The sequence below is a fragment of the Aeromonas sp. 97A genome, from assembly GCF_051919185.1.
Classification (GTDB): Bacteria; Pseudomonadota; Gammaproteobacteria; order Enterobacterales; family Aeromonadaceae; genus Aeromonas; species Aeromonas veronii.
On record NZ_JBQBFF010000001.1, the window covers coordinates 1,763,471 to 1,781,861 of the forward strand.

Annotated in this window: 14 protein-coding genes and 1 pseudogene; 6 read left to right on the top strand and 9 right to left on the bottom strand. The window is 61.6% G+C overall.

What is annotated here, in order from left to right:
• Nucleotides 1-49 precede the first annotated feature (49 nt).
• Nucleotides 50-1,135, bottom strand: a complete 1,086-nt coding sequence (locus tag ACTG27_RS07860) for a hypothetical protein (protein WP_005333743.1) — start codon at nucleotides 1,133-1,135, stop codon at nucleotides 50-52.
• A gap of 255 nt (nucleotides 1,136-1,390) precedes the next feature.
• On the opposite strand from ACTG27_RS07860, the gene ACTG27_RS07865 reads away from it, so the two are divergent.
• Nucleotides 1,391-3,646 (top strand): LTA synthase family protein, encoded by a 2,256-nt coding sequence (locus tag ACTG27_RS07865; RefSeq protein ID WP_439979448.1) that lies wholly within the window; start codon nucleotides 1,391-1,393, stop codon nucleotides 3,644-3,646.
• Between the two features lie 64 nt (nucleotides 3,647-3,710).
• On the opposite strand, the gene ACTG27_RS07870 is transcribed toward ACTG27_RS07865, so the two are convergent.
• Complete coding sequence (locus ACTG27_RS07870) at nucleotides 3,711-4,727, bottom strand: S66 family peptidase (protein WP_439979449.1); 1,017 nt, start codon at nucleotides 4,725-4,727, stop codon at nucleotides 3,711-3,713.
• A 265-nt stretch (nucleotides 4,728-4,992) separates the two neighbouring features.
• Between ACTG27_RS07870 and ACTG27_RS07875 the strand changes: the two genes are divergently transcribed.
• From ACTG27_RS07875 to cysG, 5 genes are all read left to right on the top strand, one after another.
• Nucleotides 4,993-5,835 carry a patatin-like phospholipase family protein gene (locus tag ACTG27_RS07875; protein WP_439979450.1) on the top strand — a complete coding sequence of 281 codons (843 nt, stop codon included), beginning with the start codon at nucleotides 4,993-4,995 and terminating at the stop codon, nucleotides 5,833-5,835.
• 200 nt (nucleotides 5,836-6,035) lie between these two features.
• On the top strand, nucleotides 6,036-7,094 hold the full coding sequence (gene asrA, locus ACTG27_RS07880) for an anaerobic sulfite reductase subunit AsrA (RefSeq protein ID WP_439979451.1): 1,059 nt from the start codon (nucleotides 6,036-6,038) through the stop codon (nucleotides 7,092-7,094).
• 1 nt (nucleotide 7,095) lies between these two features.
• Entirely contained in the window at nucleotides 7,096-7,935 is an 840-nt protein-coding gene (gene asrB / locus ACTG27_RS07885; RefSeq protein ID WP_439979452.1) for an anaerobic sulfite reductase subunit AsrB, read from the top strand.
• 11 nt (nucleotides 7,936-7,946) lie between these two features.
• A complete protein-coding gene (gene asrC / locus ACTG27_RS07890) occupies nucleotides 7,947-8,957 on the top strand; it encodes a sulfite reductase subunit C (RefSeq protein ID WP_040066440.1) in 1,011 nt (336 codons plus the stop codon).
• Between the two features lie 197 nt (nucleotides 8,958-9,154).
• Nucleotides 9,155-10,546 carry a siroheme synthase CysG gene (gene cysG / locus ACTG27_RS07895; protein WP_439979453.1) on the top strand — a complete coding sequence of 464 codons (1,392 nt, stop codon included), beginning with the start codon at nucleotides 9,155-9,157 and terminating at the stop codon, nucleotides 10,544-10,546.
• A gap of 100 nt (nucleotides 10,547-10,646) precedes the next feature.
• Here cysG and ACTG27_RS07900 read toward each other — a convergent pair whose 3' ends face one another.
• From ACTG27_RS07900 to ACTG27_RS07930, 7 genes and pseudogenes are all read right to left on the bottom strand, one after another.
• Nucleotides 10,647-11,249, bottom strand: a complete 603-nt coding sequence (locus ACTG27_RS07900; protein ID WP_439979454.1) for a hypothetical protein — start codon at nucleotides 11,247-11,249, stop codon at nucleotides 10,647-10,649.
• A 252-nt stretch (nucleotides 11,250-11,501) separates the two neighbouring features.
• A complete protein-coding gene (locus tag ACTG27_RS07905) occupies nucleotides 11,502-11,819 on the bottom strand; it encodes a heavy metal-binding domain-containing protein (protein ID WP_005333757.1) in 318 nt (105 codons plus the stop codon).
• Between the two features lie 171 nt (nucleotides 11,820-11,990).
• Nucleotides 11,991-12,790 (bottom strand): annotated as a pseudogene (gene dedD / locus ACTG27_RS07910) (cell division protein DedD).
• 74 nt (nucleotides 12,791-12,864) lie between these two features.
• Entirely contained in the window at nucleotides 12,865-14,124 is a 1,260-nt protein-coding gene (folC, locus tag ACTG27_RS07915; protein ID WP_252413007.1) for a bifunctional tetrahydrofolate synthase/dihydrofolate synthase, read from the bottom strand.
• 2 nt (nucleotides 14,125-14,126) lie between these two features.
• Nucleotides 14,127-14,990 (bottom strand): acetyl-CoA carboxylase, carboxyltransferase subunit beta, encoded by an 864-nt coding sequence (gene accD, locus ACTG27_RS07920; protein ID WP_005333765.1) that lies wholly within the window; start codon nucleotides 14,988-14,990, stop codon nucleotides 14,127-14,129.
• A 119-nt stretch (nucleotides 14,991-15,109) separates the two neighbouring features.
• The gene (truA, locus tag ACTG27_RS07925; RefSeq protein ID WP_005333773.1) at nucleotides 15,110-15,919 is read right to left on the bottom strand and encodes a tRNA pseudouridine(38-40) synthase TruA; all 810 of its coding nucleotides are present in this window, start codon (nucleotides 15,917-15,919) and stop codon (nucleotides 15,110-15,112) included.
• 200 nt (nucleotides 15,920-16,119) lie between these two features.
• On the bottom strand, nucleotides 16,120-18,324 hold the full coding sequence (locus tag ACTG27_RS07930; RefSeq protein ID WP_439979455.1) for a FimV/HubP family polar landmark protein: 2,205 nt from the start codon (nucleotides 18,322-18,324) through the stop codon (nucleotides 16,120-16,122).
• Nucleotides 18,325-18,391 lie beyond the last annotated feature (67 nt).

Consider the following 18,391-nt stretch of genomic DNA (forward strand, 5'->3'; position numbering starts at 1 on the left):
GGGCGCCAGCAAGGCGCCCTGTTCATTTGTACTCCGCCAAGGTATTGGCTCAGGCAAGGCTGGTGGCAGGCAACTGGCAGGCCACAGCTTCGCGGCGCAGCTGCTGCAAGCGGGCCAGCAGCCCGGTCTGGCCGAGCTCCGTCTCCTGAGGCGAGAGATTGTCCACCAGCAGCGGATAGTGATCCGTCACCGCCTGCATCAACCAGTCGAGGCGACGCAGGGTGAGCGGGCCGCAGCTCTGGCCGCTCAGATCATCGGCCACATCGAGCCGGTGGCTACGATACATGTCCCGCCACCAGTTGGCGACCAGCGCCTCGTCGCTCGCCAGCGCGGCGCTCCACTCCCCTTGCAGGGCGTGCAGGCGTGCCAGCACGGGCGCGCTGGCCCCTTCGCGGATCAGGTGATGGATCTCCCGTTTTACCCATTTCAGGCAGAGTTCACGCCAGTAGCGAAATTGCGGCAGAGGATCGGCCTCATCGAGCCAGAGTCCGGAGAGGGTGCGGGTCTCCAACCGCTCCGGCACATGGAACTGCGGGTCGACCAGACCGTTGGAGTTGTATTCAAAGCGGGGATCGAAGGTCCACATATAGCCAAAGTCGAACACGCAGATCTGCTCGCCGTCATCGAGCAGGTTGCCCGGGCTCGGGTCCCAGTCAAACCAGCCCCAGCGGGCCAGCTCCCCCTGCACCTCCAGCATCTGGGCCAGATTGCGCTCGTTGAGCTGATGGACCGGCACCCCCCGCAACCAGGGGGAGACCAGCACACCGGCCCGCGCCGAGCCGAAGCTGGTGCAGACCACGTGGGAGAGGACGGTAGGGTGCAGCTCGCGCAGCGCCTCGATTTCGCGCCGCCGCTCCAGCTCGGTCAGAAAGGCGGTCTTGCCATCAAGGTTGGCCACCAGTGAATCCTGACGGCGCCGCTTGAGGCACCAGTGATGCCCTTCCACCTTGAGGTGAAACACCTCGGCGGTGAGACCGTGGCGATAGACCTTTACCACAGCCGGATGGCTATCCTTCAGCTTGACCAGTTGGGCCAGCGGCAGCGGGCAGTCGCGCTCGCGTCCGATCCGGATCTCTTCCTTGCTCTCCAGCATGCGCAGCAATCTGGCCTGACGTGCCATCACTTTGGGATTCATACATGTACCTCCAGTCGCTATCGAGAGACTAAACAGCAGATCCCTCCCAAGCCAGTGGCAAAACCCCATGATGACGCTTTCATCACATATTCCGAACAACCCCTCGATCGGGATCACAATTTGCAAGGTTGAGCTGTAACCAAATATTCATTAAGTGGTCATTAAATTGACAAGCTGAAACAAGGCCCGCACCATCGGGTCAAACTCTATGCGGATGAACGATCTCTCCCTCACTCGCTCAAAGGATGAGCTTATATGAATCGCCCCTCCTCAGGCCGCCCCCGCGTCCTGAGTCTGCCCTCTCTGCTGCTTGCCCTGCTGGGCGGATTGCTGCTGCTGACCCTGTTGTTGCCGCTGATCAATCCCGGCAGTTGGCTGGGCCGTGCACAGCCGCTGGTGCTGGGCCCCGCCGACAATCCGCTGGCTACCCTCACCCGCCACGCCCTGCTCTATAAAAGCGACAGCCGCGGCCTCTATCTGGTGGTACGCAGTCAGTGGCAGTTGCGAGGGCCGCTGCAAGCGGGGGACAAGGTGCGGGTAGAGCTGCTCAACGACAAGGGGGAGCGGATTGACCAGCTGAGTCAAGCGGTGGATAAACGTCAGGTGTGCCGCAATAACCGCTGCACCCTGGATCTCAACAGCACTCTGCGCGCCCCGGATGATGCGCTGGCCAGCCGCTATCAGCTGCGCATCGGTCTGCTGCTCAAGGATCGCCCCGAGAGCGGCGATTTCAGCCAGATCCTGCAAACCCTGCCGGAGCAGGGCTTCAACCTCACCTATCTGGTGGTGAGCCTGACCCTGGTGCTGGCCCTGAGCGCCGCCGTGCTCAAAACGGTGCTGCCAAAGCTGCGCCGCAGCCTGCGCTGGCGGATCATCGGCAGCCTGCTGCTCGGCAACCTCACCTTCGTGCTGCTGCACGGCTTCGTGGTGTTCAAGCTGGGGGAGTTTCTGCTCTGGTCAGGCTTTCGGCCGGAGCACTACTATCTGGCCTGGGGCAGCATGGTGCTGGGCTGGAGCCTCTGCGCGCTGGCGGGCTTCAACCTCTATATGGGGCTGGTCTTTACCGCGCTTTCTGGCATAGGTCTGCTGGCCAACTTTATGAAGATCGCCATCTACGGCGTGCCGCTCGGGGGTGATGATTTTGGCAACCTGCTGGCGCTGCTGCGGATCCTGCTCGACCAGCACCCCATCCTGCCCATCTTCACCGTGTTGCTGGCACTGTTTCTCTGCTGGCGCTTTGCCCTGTCACGCTGGGTGCTGCGCACAGCCGCTGCCACCGTCGCCTTCTTTGCCCTCTGCGTCTTTGCCACCCAGACTGGCAACAAGCTGCTGGGAGCCAACATTCGCTACGTGGATCGCGCGGTCAACTACCACAGGGACATCATCCGCTCCGGCCCTGGCCTCTATCTGTTCAATCTGGTGGACGAGATGCTGCAAAGCGGCAGCGTGTTTCGCTACCCCTTGCAGATCAACGAGCTGGCCCCACAGCTGAGCTATCCGCCCCAGGGCATAGCGCCGCGCTGGGATCTGGTGATCGTGCTGCAATATGAGTCGCTCTGGCTCGACTGGAAGGGGCAGATCTGCGCCCCGGCTCCCACCCTCTCCCTGCCCGCCAGCGTGCAGCAGTGGCAAAAAACCATCCACTCCCCCACCACCGGCGGCATGACGGTACTGGCGGAGTTCGAGATGAACACCGGCCTGCCGGTGGGCTTGCTCAAGCAGGGCGTGGTGCCCTACTACTACCTCTCTGAGCAGGTGCCGGGACTGGCCCAGAGCGCCAGACAGAGCGGCTACCAGACCCTGTTCGCCCACCCCTATGTGGAAAAATTCTGGGGCCGCGCCAAGGCGATCCCGGCGCTCGGCTATGAGGAGCGCTGGTTCGACACCCGCTTCACCACCCTTGAGCACAAGGGACTCTATATCTCAGATGATGCCCTCATCGACCACATACTCAAGCGCAGCGAACAGGATGACAAACCGCTGTTTGCCTATGCGGTCACCATGCAGGGGCACGGCCCCTTCGATGGCCCCCGCTATCAGGGGCAAGAGCGCAGCGGCGCCTGCCCGAACCAGAGCGAGAGCGACACCCAGCTGCTCAACACCTACTACACAGGGGTGGTGGATGCCATGGCCTCGCTGGAGCGACTGCTCAAGACCCTAGATCAGTCAGGCAAGCGCTATCTGGTGGTGGCTTTTGGCGATCACCAGCCGTTTTTGATGTCCGCCGGCAAGGGGATTCACGGTGACAAGCCGACGCGCGATGCCACCTACCAGATCCCCATGATGGCCTTTGCCCGCGCCGATGATCCCCTCAATCTGGCGACCCAGTTTGCGCCGGTGCGCCAGCTCTACCAGATGGGTCAGGCCACCCGCCAGCTGCTGGCGGGGGATATCACCCCCATCGAAGAGAAGCCCCTGCTCCATCCGGTGCTAGGCGAGGAGAAAGGGTTCGACCCTTCAAGCCTGGTGCCGCAGATCCGCGCCAGCTTCCGGCCCGATGCCCTGCCCTGATCACGCCCCACAAAAACAGACAAGGCCGCATCAGCGGCCTTGTTGTTGGACATTCATTTCGCCCTCATTCTGCTCGCCACCAGGGCTCAAGTAGCGTGAGCTGCTGGCGGTCGAGATCGAGCGCTACCTCGATACCCAGCGGCAGCGTCAGCATGGGGTGGGTATGGGCGCAGTCAAACTCCGCCAGAATGGGGAAGTTCGGCTCCCCCACCACCTCCAGCAGGATATCGAGGGGGCGCTTGCCGCTACCCTGATCGTTGAACAACTCGTGCTTGCCGAGGATAAGCGCACCGATCCGCTCAAACACCCCGCACAGCTTGAGGTGAGCAAAGGAGCGCTCCAGCGTCTCGGCTGATTTCAGGCTGTCCTCCAGCAGCAGAATGTCGCCGTGCTCGATGGGCGGCATATAGGGGGAGCCCCAGATCCCCGCCATGGTGTTGAAGTTGCCGCCCATCAGTCGCCCCACTACCCGGCCAGAGCCCACCGAGATCAGCCGATTGGGCTGGCACTGCTTGGCCCGGGTCTGGTTCTCCCAATCGAGCCGTTCATCGCTCCACTTTGCCGGGGTGGACAACGTGCAGGGGACGCCAGCTTCATCGGCCAGCACAATCCGTAAAAAACTGGCCAGCGTCTCATCCACCAGCGGCGGCAACTCGCCAAAGGAGGCCACCAGCGCCGGGCCATAAAAGGTAACCAGGCCAGTTTGGGCATGGATGCCGAGCAGCAGCGCCGTCACATCGGAGTAGCCGACGATGATCTTGGGGTCGCGCCTCAGCGCCTCAAAATCGAGGTAGGGCAGCAGGGAGTTGGAGTTGCTGCCGCCAATCACCGACATGATGCAGCGCACTTCTGGGTCGCGAATAAGGGCGTTGAGCTCCTCGGCCCGCGTGGCGATGGAGCCGGAGCGCCAGTGATCCTGCTGGCCGGTGAGGCTGCCCGCCTTGAGCCTAAAGCCCTGCCCCTCAAGAAAGGCTTTTGCGCGGGCAAAACGGTTGGGTGCCCAGGCGGTCGCCGCGCTGGAGGGGGAGAAAAAAGCGATGGTATCGCCACGTTGGAGCAGCGGGGGAACCAATAACGTCATGACACACTCATCCTTGCCAATATCCAGCCATCACAGAGTCGTTGAGACTCCTACACAATCCCTTTGATCACAACGGGTTTATCACTGTCGTTTAGAAATACAAAACACTTAATTCATTATTAACAGATATTCTAAACACCATCCCCTTCCTAGAATGACCTCATTGCGATGGCCAACCCCGGTTGGTTGTCAGAATGCTCGGCCTGACAGCCCGAACGTTCTCTTTCCCACTTTTTCTCTCTGACTTATCAATGAGGTGCCTGTCATGAACAAAAACGCATCCCCCAGCGCATTGGTTGTAGAAGGCGGCGCCATGCGCGGCATATTTGCCAGCGGCGTGCTGGATGCGTTTATCGAGCATGACTATCGCCCCTTTGACTTCGCCATCGGTGTCTCGGCGGGAGCCACCAACTTGCTGGCTTATCTCGCCAGCCAGCATGGTCGCAGCCACGAGATCCTGACCAAACTGGCGTGCAGCCAGCAGTTTATGGATCCCCTGCGCTTTGCCAAAGGAGGCAATCTGGTGGATATCCACTGGCTGTGGAACACCAGCTGCCGCAAGTATCCCCTCGACATTCACGCCTACCGGGAGACCGGCATCCCCTTCTATGCGGTGGTGACCAATACCCTGACCGGCAAGGCGGAGTACATCCGGGTCAAGCCGGAGAACATGAACGAGGTGCTGCCGGCCAGCTGCGCCATTCCCCTCGCCTCCCACGAATACCCGGAAGTGCACGGGGTACCGATGACAGATGGCGGGGTGGCCGACTCCATCCCGGTGATCGAGGCCTACCGCCGCGGTGCCCGTCACCTGACGGTGATCCTCTCCGAGCCGCTTGGCTACCGGCTCAAGCCGATGCCCTTCCCCTGGATGATCCGTACCCTGCTCAAGACCCGTCCCGCGCTGGCACAGGCGCTGGAGCAGCGGGATCGCAGCTACAACGAGGCGCTCGATTTTATCGCCAATCCGCCGGAGGACTGCCAGATCGAGGTGATTGCCCCGGCCGACTCCTTCCCCGTTTCCCGTTTTACCCGCGATATCAACAAGCTGGAGATGGGATACGTGATGGGCAAGTGCGCAGGCTATCAGGCCGCCCTGCTCAATTGATAAGGGTTTTACAGGCATGACCCGACCTGCCGCGACGCACGCGCCGCCAACACAATAACAATCGGGTCAGTTGAGCAACATGAGTCATAAAAACAGACCGTGGCGAGGCAAGCGCGGCCAGAACCGGTGCCAGACACCCTGACCGGCCCGCGCCTCATCCCTATGCCAGGGCATCTCACCCTCATACAAGGTGTTTATTTATGTCGTTTCTTCTCACCCATCCCGCGCTGGCGCAGCTGTTCGAGCGGCTGCTGCCCAATTACCGGATCATGGCGCCCGCGGCCGAATATCGGGGCGGCCGCTTCTCCGACACCGACAACGTCACCTACCACAGCATCCGCCATCCGGCCGATCTGGTGTGGCAGGAGAAGTCCCACTTCTCCCCGAAAGAGGTGGTGATCCCCATCACCCAAACCCTGTTCCACTTCGACAATCTGGAGCTGCGCGAATCAAAGGTGGAGGCCAAGCCCACCCTGCTGTTCTTGCGCAGCTGCGATATCCACGCCCTGCGCAGGCTGGATCAGGTCTACCTGAAAAATGGCCAAAACAGCGACGTCTACTACGCTCGGCTGCGCAGCAAGCTCAAGCTGGTGCTGCTGGAGTGCCGCGAGAGCTTCGAGAACTGCTTCTGCGTCTCCATGGGCAGCAACGAGCCCCAGGACTACGCCGCAGCCATTCGTCTGAGCGATGAGGGTGCCCGCATCGAGGTGAAGGATCCCGAGCTGCTCGGCTACTTTGCCGAACTGGGTGAATCCGATGACTTCACCCCGGAATTTGTCCAGAGCAATCCGGTCAAGGTTCGCACCCCGGACAGCGTCTGTGACGACCCCCAGCGGATCCGCCAGATCCTCACCGCCCATCCGGTCTGGGCCGAGTACGACAGCCGCTGCATCGGTTGCGGCCGCTGTACCACCTCCTGCCCGACCTGCAGCTGCTACAGCGTGCATGACCTCACCTATGCGGAGAACCCCCAGCAGGGCGAGCGCCGTCGCCAGTGGGCCAGCTGCATGGTGGATGGCTTCAGCGACATGGCCGGTGGCCACGGTTTTCGCGCCAAGCATGGCGAGCGCCTGCGTTATCGCGCCCTGCACAAGGTCAACGACTACAAGGCCCGTCAGGGAGAGGAGCACATGTGCGTCGGCTGTGGCCGCTGCGACGATCGCTGCCCTCACTACATCTCCTTTAGCAACATCATCAACAAGATGACCGATGTGGTCGAACAGACCATCGCAGCCGACAACGCGCAGGGGGCGAACTGATATGTGCCAGTGCCAGCAAACCGCAACAGCAGAACCGCAGCAGGAAGCAGTCGAAAACCGCCTGCTGCCCAAGGCCTACACCATTCTGGCCATCGAGCGTCACACCGAGCTTGAGTGGAACTTTCGGGTCTCCCGTGACTTTGATGTTCACTACGGCCAGTTTGTGGAGATCTCCCTGCCCACCGTCGGCGAAGCGCCCATCTCGGTCTCCGACTATGGCGATGGTTATGTGGATCTGCTGATCCGCAAGGTCGGCAAGGTGACCGATGCGCTGTTTGCCCTCGATGTGGGCGACAAGGTGTGGATGCGCGGCGTCCACGGCAACGGCTATCCGCTGGAGACCTACCGCAACCAGCACCTCATCGTGGTGGCGGGCGGTACCGGCGTCGCGCCGGTCAAGGGGCTGCTGCGCCGCTTCAGCAAACATCCGGAAGAGGTGAAATCCCTCGACATGATCCTCGGCTTCAAGAACGAGCAGGCGGTGCTCTATCGCCACGAGATGCCGCTCTGGGCCGAGCAGCAGAACCTCATCGTCACCCTGGACGAGGGTAAGGAGAGCGAGCAGTTTCGCATCGGCCGGGTCACCGACTACATCGGCCAGCTGGATCTCGCTGACAAGGAGGATATCCAGGTGATCGTGGTCGGCCCCCCCATCATGATCCGCTTCGTGGTGCTCGCCTTCCTCGAACGGGGCATCCCCAAGGATCGCATCTGGGTCGACTACGAACGCCGCATGGCCTGCGCCGTTGGCAAGTGTGGCCACTGCCGGATGGGCGACACCTATATCTGCGTGGATGGACCGGTCTTTCGTTTTGACCAGGCCCAGCATCTGATCGACTGAGGGAGAACACCATGAGTCTCGATATCGACATCATCAAGGCCCGCGCCAAGAATGAATACCGCCTCTCCAAGGTGCGCGGCGAAGCGATGATCAGCGTACGCATTCCCGGCGGGATCATGCCCGCCCACCTGCTGGCAGTGGCCCAGCAGATCGCCGAACAGTACGGCAACGGCCTGATCCACCTCACCACCCGCCAGAAGCTGGCGATGCCCGGCATCAAGTATCAGGACATGGACAAGGTCAACGCCGCCCTCGAACCCTTTATCAAGGAGATCGAGGTGGAGACCTGCGGCATCGAGGTAGAGGACACCACAGCCGGTTACCAGACCATCGGCGGGCGCAATATCGTCGCCTGTCAGGGCAACACCATCTGCCAGAAGGGCAATATCGACTGCACCGGGCTGGCCCAGCGGATGGAGAAACACCTCTACCCCAACCCCTATCACCTCAAAATGGTGATCGCCGGCTGCCCCAACGACTGCGCCAAGGCCAACATGGCCGACTTCGGTATCCTCGGCATCGCCAAAATCCACTTCAATGCCGAGCGCTGTATCGGCTGCGGCGCCTGTGTCAAGGCATGCAGCCACCACGCAGTGGATTGCCTCGCCATCAAGCATGGCAAGGCGGTCAAGGAGGAGAGCAAGTGCATCGGCTGTGGCGAGTGCGTGTTGGCCTGCCCGACCCTCGCCTGGCAGCGGGATCCCAAGCAGCTCTACATGGTCAAGCTGGGGGGACGCACCAGCAAGAAGACCCCTCGTACCGGCAAGCTTTTCCTCAACTGGGTCACCGAAGAGGTGCTGCATGCGGTGATCAAGAACCTGTTCGAGTTCGAGGCCGAGATGCTGGATGGCAAACCCATCTACCTGCACATGGGTCACCTTATCGACCGAGCCGGTTATCACAAGTTCAAGGAGCGGGTGCTGCGCGGCGTCACCCTCAACCCGGAAGCCATGGTCGCTGACCGCATCTTCTGGGCCGAAGATCAGTACGTCGCCAACATGCACGTCAAAGCGGTGCAATAGGAAAAACCTCGTTTGGGGAAGCGTGATCAAGTGGCCGACACCGGTGGGGATCTGTCGTTGGCCCGGGCGTAGATCACCCTTCCCCTTTTTTATTCCCGTCGGGGGATCTTTCCCCCGACCATCCGGGGTGCGTCACAGCGCGCCCTGCTATCTCGCCCGGCGCGGCATTGCGAGCGGGCCAGCATCCGGAGCCTGTTATGGACTTTCTCCCTCTCTTCTGTCAGCTGCAAAACAAGCCGGTCCTGATCGTCGGCGGCGGTGAGGTGGCGGTGCGCAAGGCGCGCCTGCTACTCGATGCCAAGGCGAAGATCACCATCAATGCCCCGCATCTGGAACCCCAGCTGATGAGCTGGGCCGAGCAGGGTCGCCTGACCGTCTGCGCCGCCGATTTTCATCCCGGACTGCTCGATGGCAAGTGGCTGGTGATCGCCGCCACCAACCAGCCAGAGGTCAACCATCAGGTCTTTCATGAGGCGAGCCTGCGCCAGATCTTCTGCAATGTGGTGGACTCTCCGGCCCACTGCAGCGCCATCATGCCCGCCATCATTGACCGCTCGCCGCTGATGGTGGCCATCTCCAGCGCAGGCGCGGCGCCGGTACTGAGCCGCCAGCTGCGGGAAAAATTCGAAGCGTTGCTGCCGCAACACCTCGGCCAGCTCGCGGCGCTGGCGGGCAAGCTGCGCGAGCGGGTCAAACTCATTCCGGACAAGCTGGCCCGCCGCCACTTCTGGGAGCGGCTGTTCCGCCACGATCGCCTCGCCCGCCAACTGGCCCGTGGCCAACAGCAGGCTGCCGAGCAGAGCGTCGCAGAGCTGCTCGATGAGCCGCTGCAGAGCAAGGGAAGCGTCACCCTGGTGGGAGCAGGCCCCGGCGATGCTGGGCTGCTTACCCTAAGCGGTCTGCAGCAGTTGCAGCAAGCGGATGTGGTGGTCTATGACCGGCTGGTGTCGCAGGAGGTATTGGCACTTGTTCGCCGGGATGCCGAGCGGATCTTTGTTGGCAAGGAGGCGGGCCGCCACTGTGTGCCCCAGCAGGCGATCAACCAACTGTTGCTGGAACAAGCGCAGCTGGGCAAACAGGTGGTGCGGCTCAAGGGGGGCGATCCCTTTATCTTTGGCCGGGGCGGCGAGGAGCTGGAAACCCTGGCCGAGGCGGGCATCCCCTTCTCGGTAGTACCGGGCATTACGGCTGCATCGGGTTGCGCCGCCTACAGCGGCATTCCCCTCACCCACCGTGATCACGCCCAGCGGGTGCAATTCATCACCGGGCATGACAAGGAGGGCAATATCGCCCAGGAGTGGTCGGCGCTGGCCGCCCCACGCCAGACCCTGGTGTTCTACATGGGGCTGGCCCACGCCGCCCGCATTCAGGATGCGCTGCAAACCCACGGCATGCTCGGCCACACCCCGGTGGCGCTGGTGGAGCAAGGCACCCAGCTCAGTCAGCGGGTGGTGCGCGGCGAGCTGCAACAGCTGGCCGAACTGGCCCGTCAGGTGAAGAGCCCGAGTCTCATCATCATCGGCTCGGTGGTCACTCTGGCCGACAAGCTGGACTGGTATGGGGAAGCCAACGCCATCCACGGCATCTAACCCCGCACGGCTATCAACCAATAGAGACAACAAAGCAGAGAGCGGCCATGCCGCTCTCTGTTTTTTGCATCAATGACCAAGCCGTGGCACGGCACGTCTGTTACTCGAGCCTGATGGGGCCGGTATTCTGAACATCGCTGTCATTCCAGTCGCTCTCATCGCGAATACGCGGATCCCCCTGCAAGGTGTAGAGGATGGTGCCCTGACGAAACTGCAGCGCACCATTGGCCCGTTTCGCCTTCACCTTGACCCCGTTAACCCACACCTGCTCCTTGCCATCCACCTGAATATTGGCCACCGTGGCGCCGGTCTCGCGGTTCTTGGCTACCCACTTGCCCTGATAGGGCGAGTCCCCCTTGGCCATCGGCAATGCGGCGGCCTTGCCCGCCGACCAGGCGTGCACGGTGCAAAAGCCATGAGCCCGGCGATCATGTTTGATGACGTAATCCAGGGTGGGTTCGCTGGCGGGCAGATCGAAGGAGATCCCGATGACCACCTTGCCGTTTGTGGCCGAATAGGCGGCGGGCGCCAGCGTTTTCAGGGTCGCCTTCTTGCCATTGATAAAGACGTTGCCCCCTTGCGACTTGACCCGAATATCGGTGGGACAAGTGGCGCTGAAGTTGGGCAGCCCCGCGAGGGCACTGCCGGCATGGGCGGTCATGGCCAACATGACAAGGATCAGCAGAGCAGGTTTTTGATTCATAGTGATACGCCTTCAAGAGAAGAGAACCTCGTCCGTGAGCGGTGTCGTTCCTGATGGCGGCACTCTAGCTTGACCCTCTCGGGCTACCCAGTTAAAAAAAATAAAACCGGATAGGGGAATTATTAATAAATATAAATATTTAAAATCAATGGGTTGAGTGATAACCCTGCCAGCCGCCACGTATCAGACAGGCAATAAAAAAGCCGATAACCCGGTTATCGGCTCATTGCCCATGCATAGGCTGGTGCCCGATCAGACCACCACGGCGGTGCCACTGATGCTGACCATCAGCATGCTGCCATTTTGCCCCACCACCTCGTAGTCGATATCGATGCCGACCACTGCGTTGGCACCAAGGGCCGCTGCGCGCTCTTTCAGCTCATCGAAGGCGATCTCGCGGGCACGGGCCAGCTCTTTTTCATAGGCGCCGGAGCGGCCGCCGATGATGTCACGGATCCCGGCAAAGAGATCCTTGAAAATGTTGGCGCCGAGAATGGCTTCGCCAACCACGATGCCGCGGTATTCACGAATGGTTTTGCCTTCCAGCGTGGGGGTCGTCGAGAGGATCATCTTGAACTCCTGTGAGTAGCAGAAGGCCCCAGACTACCCCAACTGCCCGAAAACCCCAACCAGGGGGTGACCTGTACGACGCCGTCCTTAAAAATCACGACGGCCAGATAAAAAAACACCGCGCAAAGGGCGCGGTGTTTGTTTCAGAGGGCCATTGCCAACGGCAAGCCGTCACGGATTGTAAGAAACCACCGAGCCACTGAGGCCGGTCATCTGGGAGATCCGCCCTGCATGCCCTGCAGTTTGGCCTTGGAGACATCCGGTCCGATAAAGACCCGGTTGAGCTGACCCTGCACCGGTGTGCGCGGCGAGGTGTGGGCAGAGTAGCCCGCTGCCCGCAGCTTGCTCACCAGCGCGTTGACGCTGTCGACGTTCTTGAAGGCGCCAAGTTGGAGGATCCAGCTACCCTGTGCCGGTGCCGCAGCAGGCGCGGGTGTGGTCGGCTGGGTCATCTTGCTTTCAATCAGATCGTCGAGGGACTTGATCTGACCCGCCTGCGGCTTGGCCGGCGCGGGCGCCTTGGCCACTTCAACCGGTTTGGCTGGCGTCGGCTTGGGTGCTGGCTTGGGCGGTTCTACCGGCTTTTTGGCCACCACTTCCGGCTTGGGCTGTGGCTTGAGCTGGGCATTCTGTTGCGGCTGGACCGGCGCCGGTGCGGCAGGGGTTGTCGCCGGCTGCGCACCGTTGCCCTGACCGGCGAGGGTCATGGGGTCAGCCACCTCTTCCACTTGCCACTGCTGGGCCGCAGAGGCCTGTTGCTGGCTGGCCAGATGATCGGCGGGCAGGCTGCTGGCTGCCGAGACCTGCAGCGCAGGCTTGGCAGGCTCCAGCTCGGGGCGCAGCGGGATTTTGGCAAAGGCCTCCTCCTTTTGTGCCAGCTTGTGACCATCCAGCAAGTCCGGCAGGAAAATAACAACCAGGGCCACCAGGATGACGGTGCCCACCAGACGGTTTTGAAACTTCGAGGCCAAGTTGAATCCTACCTTTACGTAACTCAATATGCGATTTGGCTCCCCGCCCGAGGGCCGGGGAGCCGGGGTGTGGCCTAGACGGCGACACCCGCCAGAATGTCGGCGACAGTGTAAAACGAACCAAACACAATGACCATATCGTCCGGACTCGATGCGGCCAACGCTGCCTGATAAGCGGCGCTGACATCATCAAACTCCCTGGCAGGCCCCTTGTCCTCTCCCAACGCCGCAGCCAGCTGCGCAGCAGTGGCGGCGCGCGGGCCGGTGAGGCTGGCCAGATACCACTCGCCGATCAGACCATCGAGTTCGGCAAGGGATCCCGCCATGTCCTTGTCTTTGAGCATGCCGACCACGGCGCGGCGCACACCCGTGCAGGGCATCTTGCGCAATTGCGCGGCCAGATAGGCCGCCGAATGGGGGTTGTGGGCTACATCGACGATCACCAGCGGCGCACTTTGCAACTGCTGCATCCGGCCAGCCAACCGGGCATTGGCAAGCCCGTCACGAATGGCGGACTCCGGCAGCGGCAAGCCAAGGGATTCCAACGCCGCCAGCACGGTTACAGCGTTCATCAGCGGCAGCGCTGGTTTTGGCAGATCCCGCCACTGGTTGAGGCCGTGATAATCCCAACCGCTCTCGTGCTCATCGCCACGAAAATCGATACCGACCTGACGCAGGTTGGCGCCAAGACGTTGTGCTTCGCTCGCGATAGTCGCAGGCGGATTGGGCTCGCCACTGATGGCGGGTTTACCGGCGCGATAGACCCCAGCCTTCTCCACCGCCACAGCTTCGCGGGTATCACCCAGCCAGTCGCAGTGATCGAGGGCAATGGAGGTGATCATCGCCACATCGGACTCCACCACATTGGTGGCGTCGAGCCGACCACCCAGCCCCACTTCCAGCAGCAGCACATCGGGGGCGGCGCGGCAGAAGAGCCACAAGCCAGCCAGGGTGGCGAACTCGAAGAAGGTAAGGGCAATCTCGCCACGAGCGGCTTCCACCTCGGCAAAGGCGGCGCAGTGATTGCTGTCGGCCAGCTCTTGCCCGTTGACCCGCACCCGCTCGGTAAAGCGCAGCAGATGGGGCGAGGAGTAGACGCCGACCTTATAGCCTGCGGCCATCAGAATGCTGGCCGCCATGGCACAGCTGGAGCCCTTGCCGTTGGTGCCCGCCACCGTGATCACCTTGAACGGCAGCTGGGTAAGCCCCATACGCCGGGCGACAGCACCGACCCGATCCAGCCCCATGTCGATATTGACCGGATGGATCTGCTCCAAATAAGAAAGCCAGTCGACAAGCGACCGGCTTTGGGATTGTTGCATGTTTGAACTCATCTTCACTCTTCGATGACGTGAGTATTCAGCATTTTGGCGAGCAGGCTGGCCAGACGGTTACGCATTTCGCGGCGATCGATGATGATATCGATGGCACCCTTTTCCAGCAGGAACTCGGAGCGCTGGAAGCCTTCCGGCAGTTTCTCGCGCACTGTCTGCTCGATAACGCGCGGACCGGCAAAGCCGATCAGCGCCTTGGGCTCGCCCACGTTGATGTCACCCAGCATCGCCAGACTGGCAGAGACGCCACCCATGGTGGGGTCGGTCAGCACGGAGATATAGGGCAGTCCCGCCTTGGTGAGTCGGTCCAGCGCTGCACTGGTCTTGGCCATCTGCATCAGGGAGAACAGCGCTTCCTGCATGCGAGCACCACCAGAGGCGGAGAAGCAGACCAGGCCACGGCCTTCCTTGATGCACTCCTCGACGGCGCGCACAAAGCGGGCACCGACCACGGAGGCCATGGAGCCACCCATGAAGGAGAATTCGAACGAACAGGCGACAACCGGTACCCCTTTGAGGGTCCCTTTCATCACCACCAGCGCATCTTTCTCCGCCGTCTCTTTCTGAGCAGCAGACAAACGATCCTTATAGCGCTTGGAATCCTTGAATTTCAGTACATCCTGCGGCTCCAGCTCGGCACCGATCTCGGTACGACCCTGCTCATCGAGGAAGCTCTCGAGACGGGCGCGGGCGCTGATGCGCATATGATGATCACACTTGGGGCACACTTCGAGGTTGCGCTCCAACTCTGCCCGGTAGAGCACCTGTTCACAAGCACTGCACTTGGTCCACACCCCTTCCGGAATGTTGTGACGACGGGGCGCAGTGATCTTGCTCTTGGGAAGAATCTTCTCAAGCCAGCTCATGGAATTCCTTAATGCTTTTGTGCCTGACAAAACGCATCGAGCCTAGATTGTTCAATGACTTAATAGCTCGATGGCAACAAATGACGGGTCATTAAACCACAATTTTTCGGGCGCAGTTACTAAAAACTGGTCGTACCCGGTGCCGAGTCGGGCAGCCACAGCGGGCCGAGCGGCAACTGCGGCAGAGCAAACTCGGCCGGGTAATCCACATCGACCAGATAGAGGCCACCGGCCTTGGCGGTCGGCCCGGCCAGATTGCGATCCTTGGCAGCCAGCACCTCGGCAATCCACTCCACCGGTTTGAGCCCCTGCCCCACCAGCAGCAGGGAGCCGGTGATGTTGCGCACCATGTGGTGCAGGAAGGCGTTGGCTTTGATGTCGAGCACGATGTAGGGGCCGGAGCGGCTGACACACAGATGGGTCACATTGCGCCACGGGGTGTTGGATTGGCAGGCGACGGCACGGAAGGTGCTGAAGTCGTGTTCCCCCAGCAGGCTCTGGCCCGCCCGGTGCATCAACTCGGCATCGATGGTCTCGTGGTAGTGGCTGACGCCACTGCCGAGGATCGCCGGCCGGTAGTTGTGGTTGTAGATGACATAGCGGTATCGACGGGCGGTGGCGCTGAAGCGGGCGTGGAAGCTCTCGTCCACCTGCTTGACCCAGCGCACGGCGATATCCGGCGGCAGGTTGGAATTGAGCCCCAGGGTCCAGGCCCCTTCGGCGCGGTTCGCCTCGGTATCGAAGTGGATCACCTGACCTGTCGCATGGACACCGGCATCGGTGCGTCCGGCACACTGGATGGAGACAGGGTGGTTGGCGATCCGGCTCAGCGCCGTCTCCAGTTCAGCCTGCACGCTGATCACTTCACGCTGACGCTGCCAGCCGAAATACCGGCTGCCGTCATATTCAATACCTAGGGCAATTCGCATGGATAAACTTGTCTTGTTGTGAAAACGCAGTGAAAGAAACGGGGCGCATTATACGCGCTCAGCCTGAAAAGTCCCACCACACGCGCAATTGGCCTGGATGGTCAGCCTGCGCGGCCATGATCCACCCATCGCAAATCGCCAAAAGAAGAGGGCAGCCTGCTGGCTGCCCCCGTTTTGCTGATCCCGTGATGGGAGATGCTTTAGCCCAACCGCTTGAGCAACTTCTCGGCTTCGGCGCGCTGGTGATCGCTACCCTGCTCCGCCGCCTCTTGCAGCAGCTCGCGGGCGCTATCCTTGTCGTCAATCTCGAGGTAGGCACGGGCCAGATCCAGCTTGGCCCCCACACCGCCGTCGTCAGCATCCACGTCAAATCCGGTGGATTCCGGCAGCACCTCGGGGAAGCCATCCAGCCCCACATCCAGCGAGAAGCCCTGATACGGCTCCTGCTCCGGCGCAGTGGCATCCGCTTCGGCCAGCAGCTTGTCGATCTCGACGTAGCCACTCTCCTGTGCCTGCTCACGGGGCTGGAGATCTGCCGGATGAGACTCCACCTCGGCAAACGCATCTTCGAAATCGGAGAGCGCCAGCTCGTTGGGATCCCACTCCAGATCCAGCTCGGCTTCCTTCGCCTTGACAGGCTCAAGACCGAGCTCGGCCAGCATGGCATCCGCACTCTCGTCAGCGTCCTCTGCGGCACTGAGATCAATGGCGTTATCATCTTTGCCAGCAACAGGCTCGTCGAGGGCACTGTCGAAATCGCCGAGATCGAAGCTCGCCAGATCGTCGTCAGCGGCGCCGACTTCGTCGATGGAGCTCAAATCGGGCTCGAGGTCGGCGGAGAGATCCGCATCCAGCTCGGCAAACAGGGCTGCCTGCAGCTCCTCTTCGCTCATGATCTCGTCAGCGGCCTTGGGCTTGGGCTTGAACTCGCTGGCCAGATCCATGGCGGGCTCGTTGGCAAGCGCAATGGGCTCATCCAGCGAGAGATCGAGATCCGGCACCAGATCCGGGTCACGACTGGCTGGCTGGGCCGCCATCCGCTCGGGCTCAAAGCCCTGCAGCTCCATCTCGCCCTCGTCGCTGAACACCAGATCGACATCCGGCTTGGCGGCCGGCTCGTCAGGCTCCATCGGCATAAAGCCATCCGGGGTGTTGAGATCCGGCACCGGGCGCACCGGATCGTTGTCGGTCACATCGACGCTCAGCAGATCATCAAACTCGCTCTGCTCCTGATCCATCATCATGGCGGTGGATTCGGAGAGGCTCTTCTCCTGCTCTTCCAGTTCGCGGCGGGCACGGGCACGCAGCCACAGGGTCACCAGCGCCAATACCAGCAGCACCGGCAGCAGGATGATCATGGCGAGGTTGAGCGGTGAGGAGAGCAGATCCATCAACCAGTTTTTCTCAGGCTCAGGCTCGGCTGCCACCGGCGGGACCGGTTGGGCCTTGAGCTCGGCAATCTCTTTTTGCAGCGCGGTCTGATCCTGCAACTGGGCCTTGAGGGTCTCCACCTCTTCGGTCAGGGATTGCAGACGCAGCTTGAGCCTATGATTCATCTCGGTCACCTGGCCGAGCTGGGCATTGGCATCTTCCAGTGCCAGCGCCATCTCGGTGGCCGGTTTGCCCACCGGTTTATCCAGATCGGAAGGCAGAGGCGCCGGGGTGGTGCCTTCTGCAGCGCTCGGAGCAGGTGCTACCGCCTCTTTCGGCGCAGGCTCGCTCACCTTGGCCACTTCTTTGGTTTCAGCCGCCGGTTGCGGTGCCACCACCGGAGCGGGAATGGGGGCGGCTTTCGCCACTGGCAGCGGCGCAGGCGCAGCCTTCACCGGCTCGGTCTTGGCGGCTTCAACCTTCGCGGGTTTGGCGGCAGCCGGCTTGGCGGTATGGGCCTGCTTGTCAGCCAGATATTTGGGGCTTAACCCCTTCCAGCTGGCGTTGTCGCTACGGAACTTGGCGCGGGCCTGAGCATCAGTGATGACGCTCGCCTCGGCCGCGGTCGGCAGCAGAATGCGGGATCCCACCAGAATGTGGTTGATATTGCCATCGGCGAAACTGCGGGGATTTTTCTCGTAAATCGCCACCATGGTCTGGTAGACGCTGACCCGATTGGAGGGGCGATATTTGCTCGCCAGGCTCCAGAGGGTATCGGTCGGACGAACAGGGCCATAGCTACCGGCATTGGCAGTGACCTGACGCACCACCGGCTGGGCGGTTGCTCGCACCGGTTGTGCGACGGGTCTGGCGACCGGCTGCGCCAGCGGCTGGGAATTGACGGCGGGAGGTGCGGGTTCGTCAGGGCCTTTTAGCTCGACAAAAAAAGGCTCCCGCGCCGAGTCTTCAGCCTGGACGGTGCCCAGCAGACCCAATGCGAGTAGCGTTGCCAATGTTATGCGGGAATGTCCCATATTCGTTCCTTCGTATGACGGCCCTATCACATTGAAAAATCTGGATAGTTACCCCAAAACAGTCGGT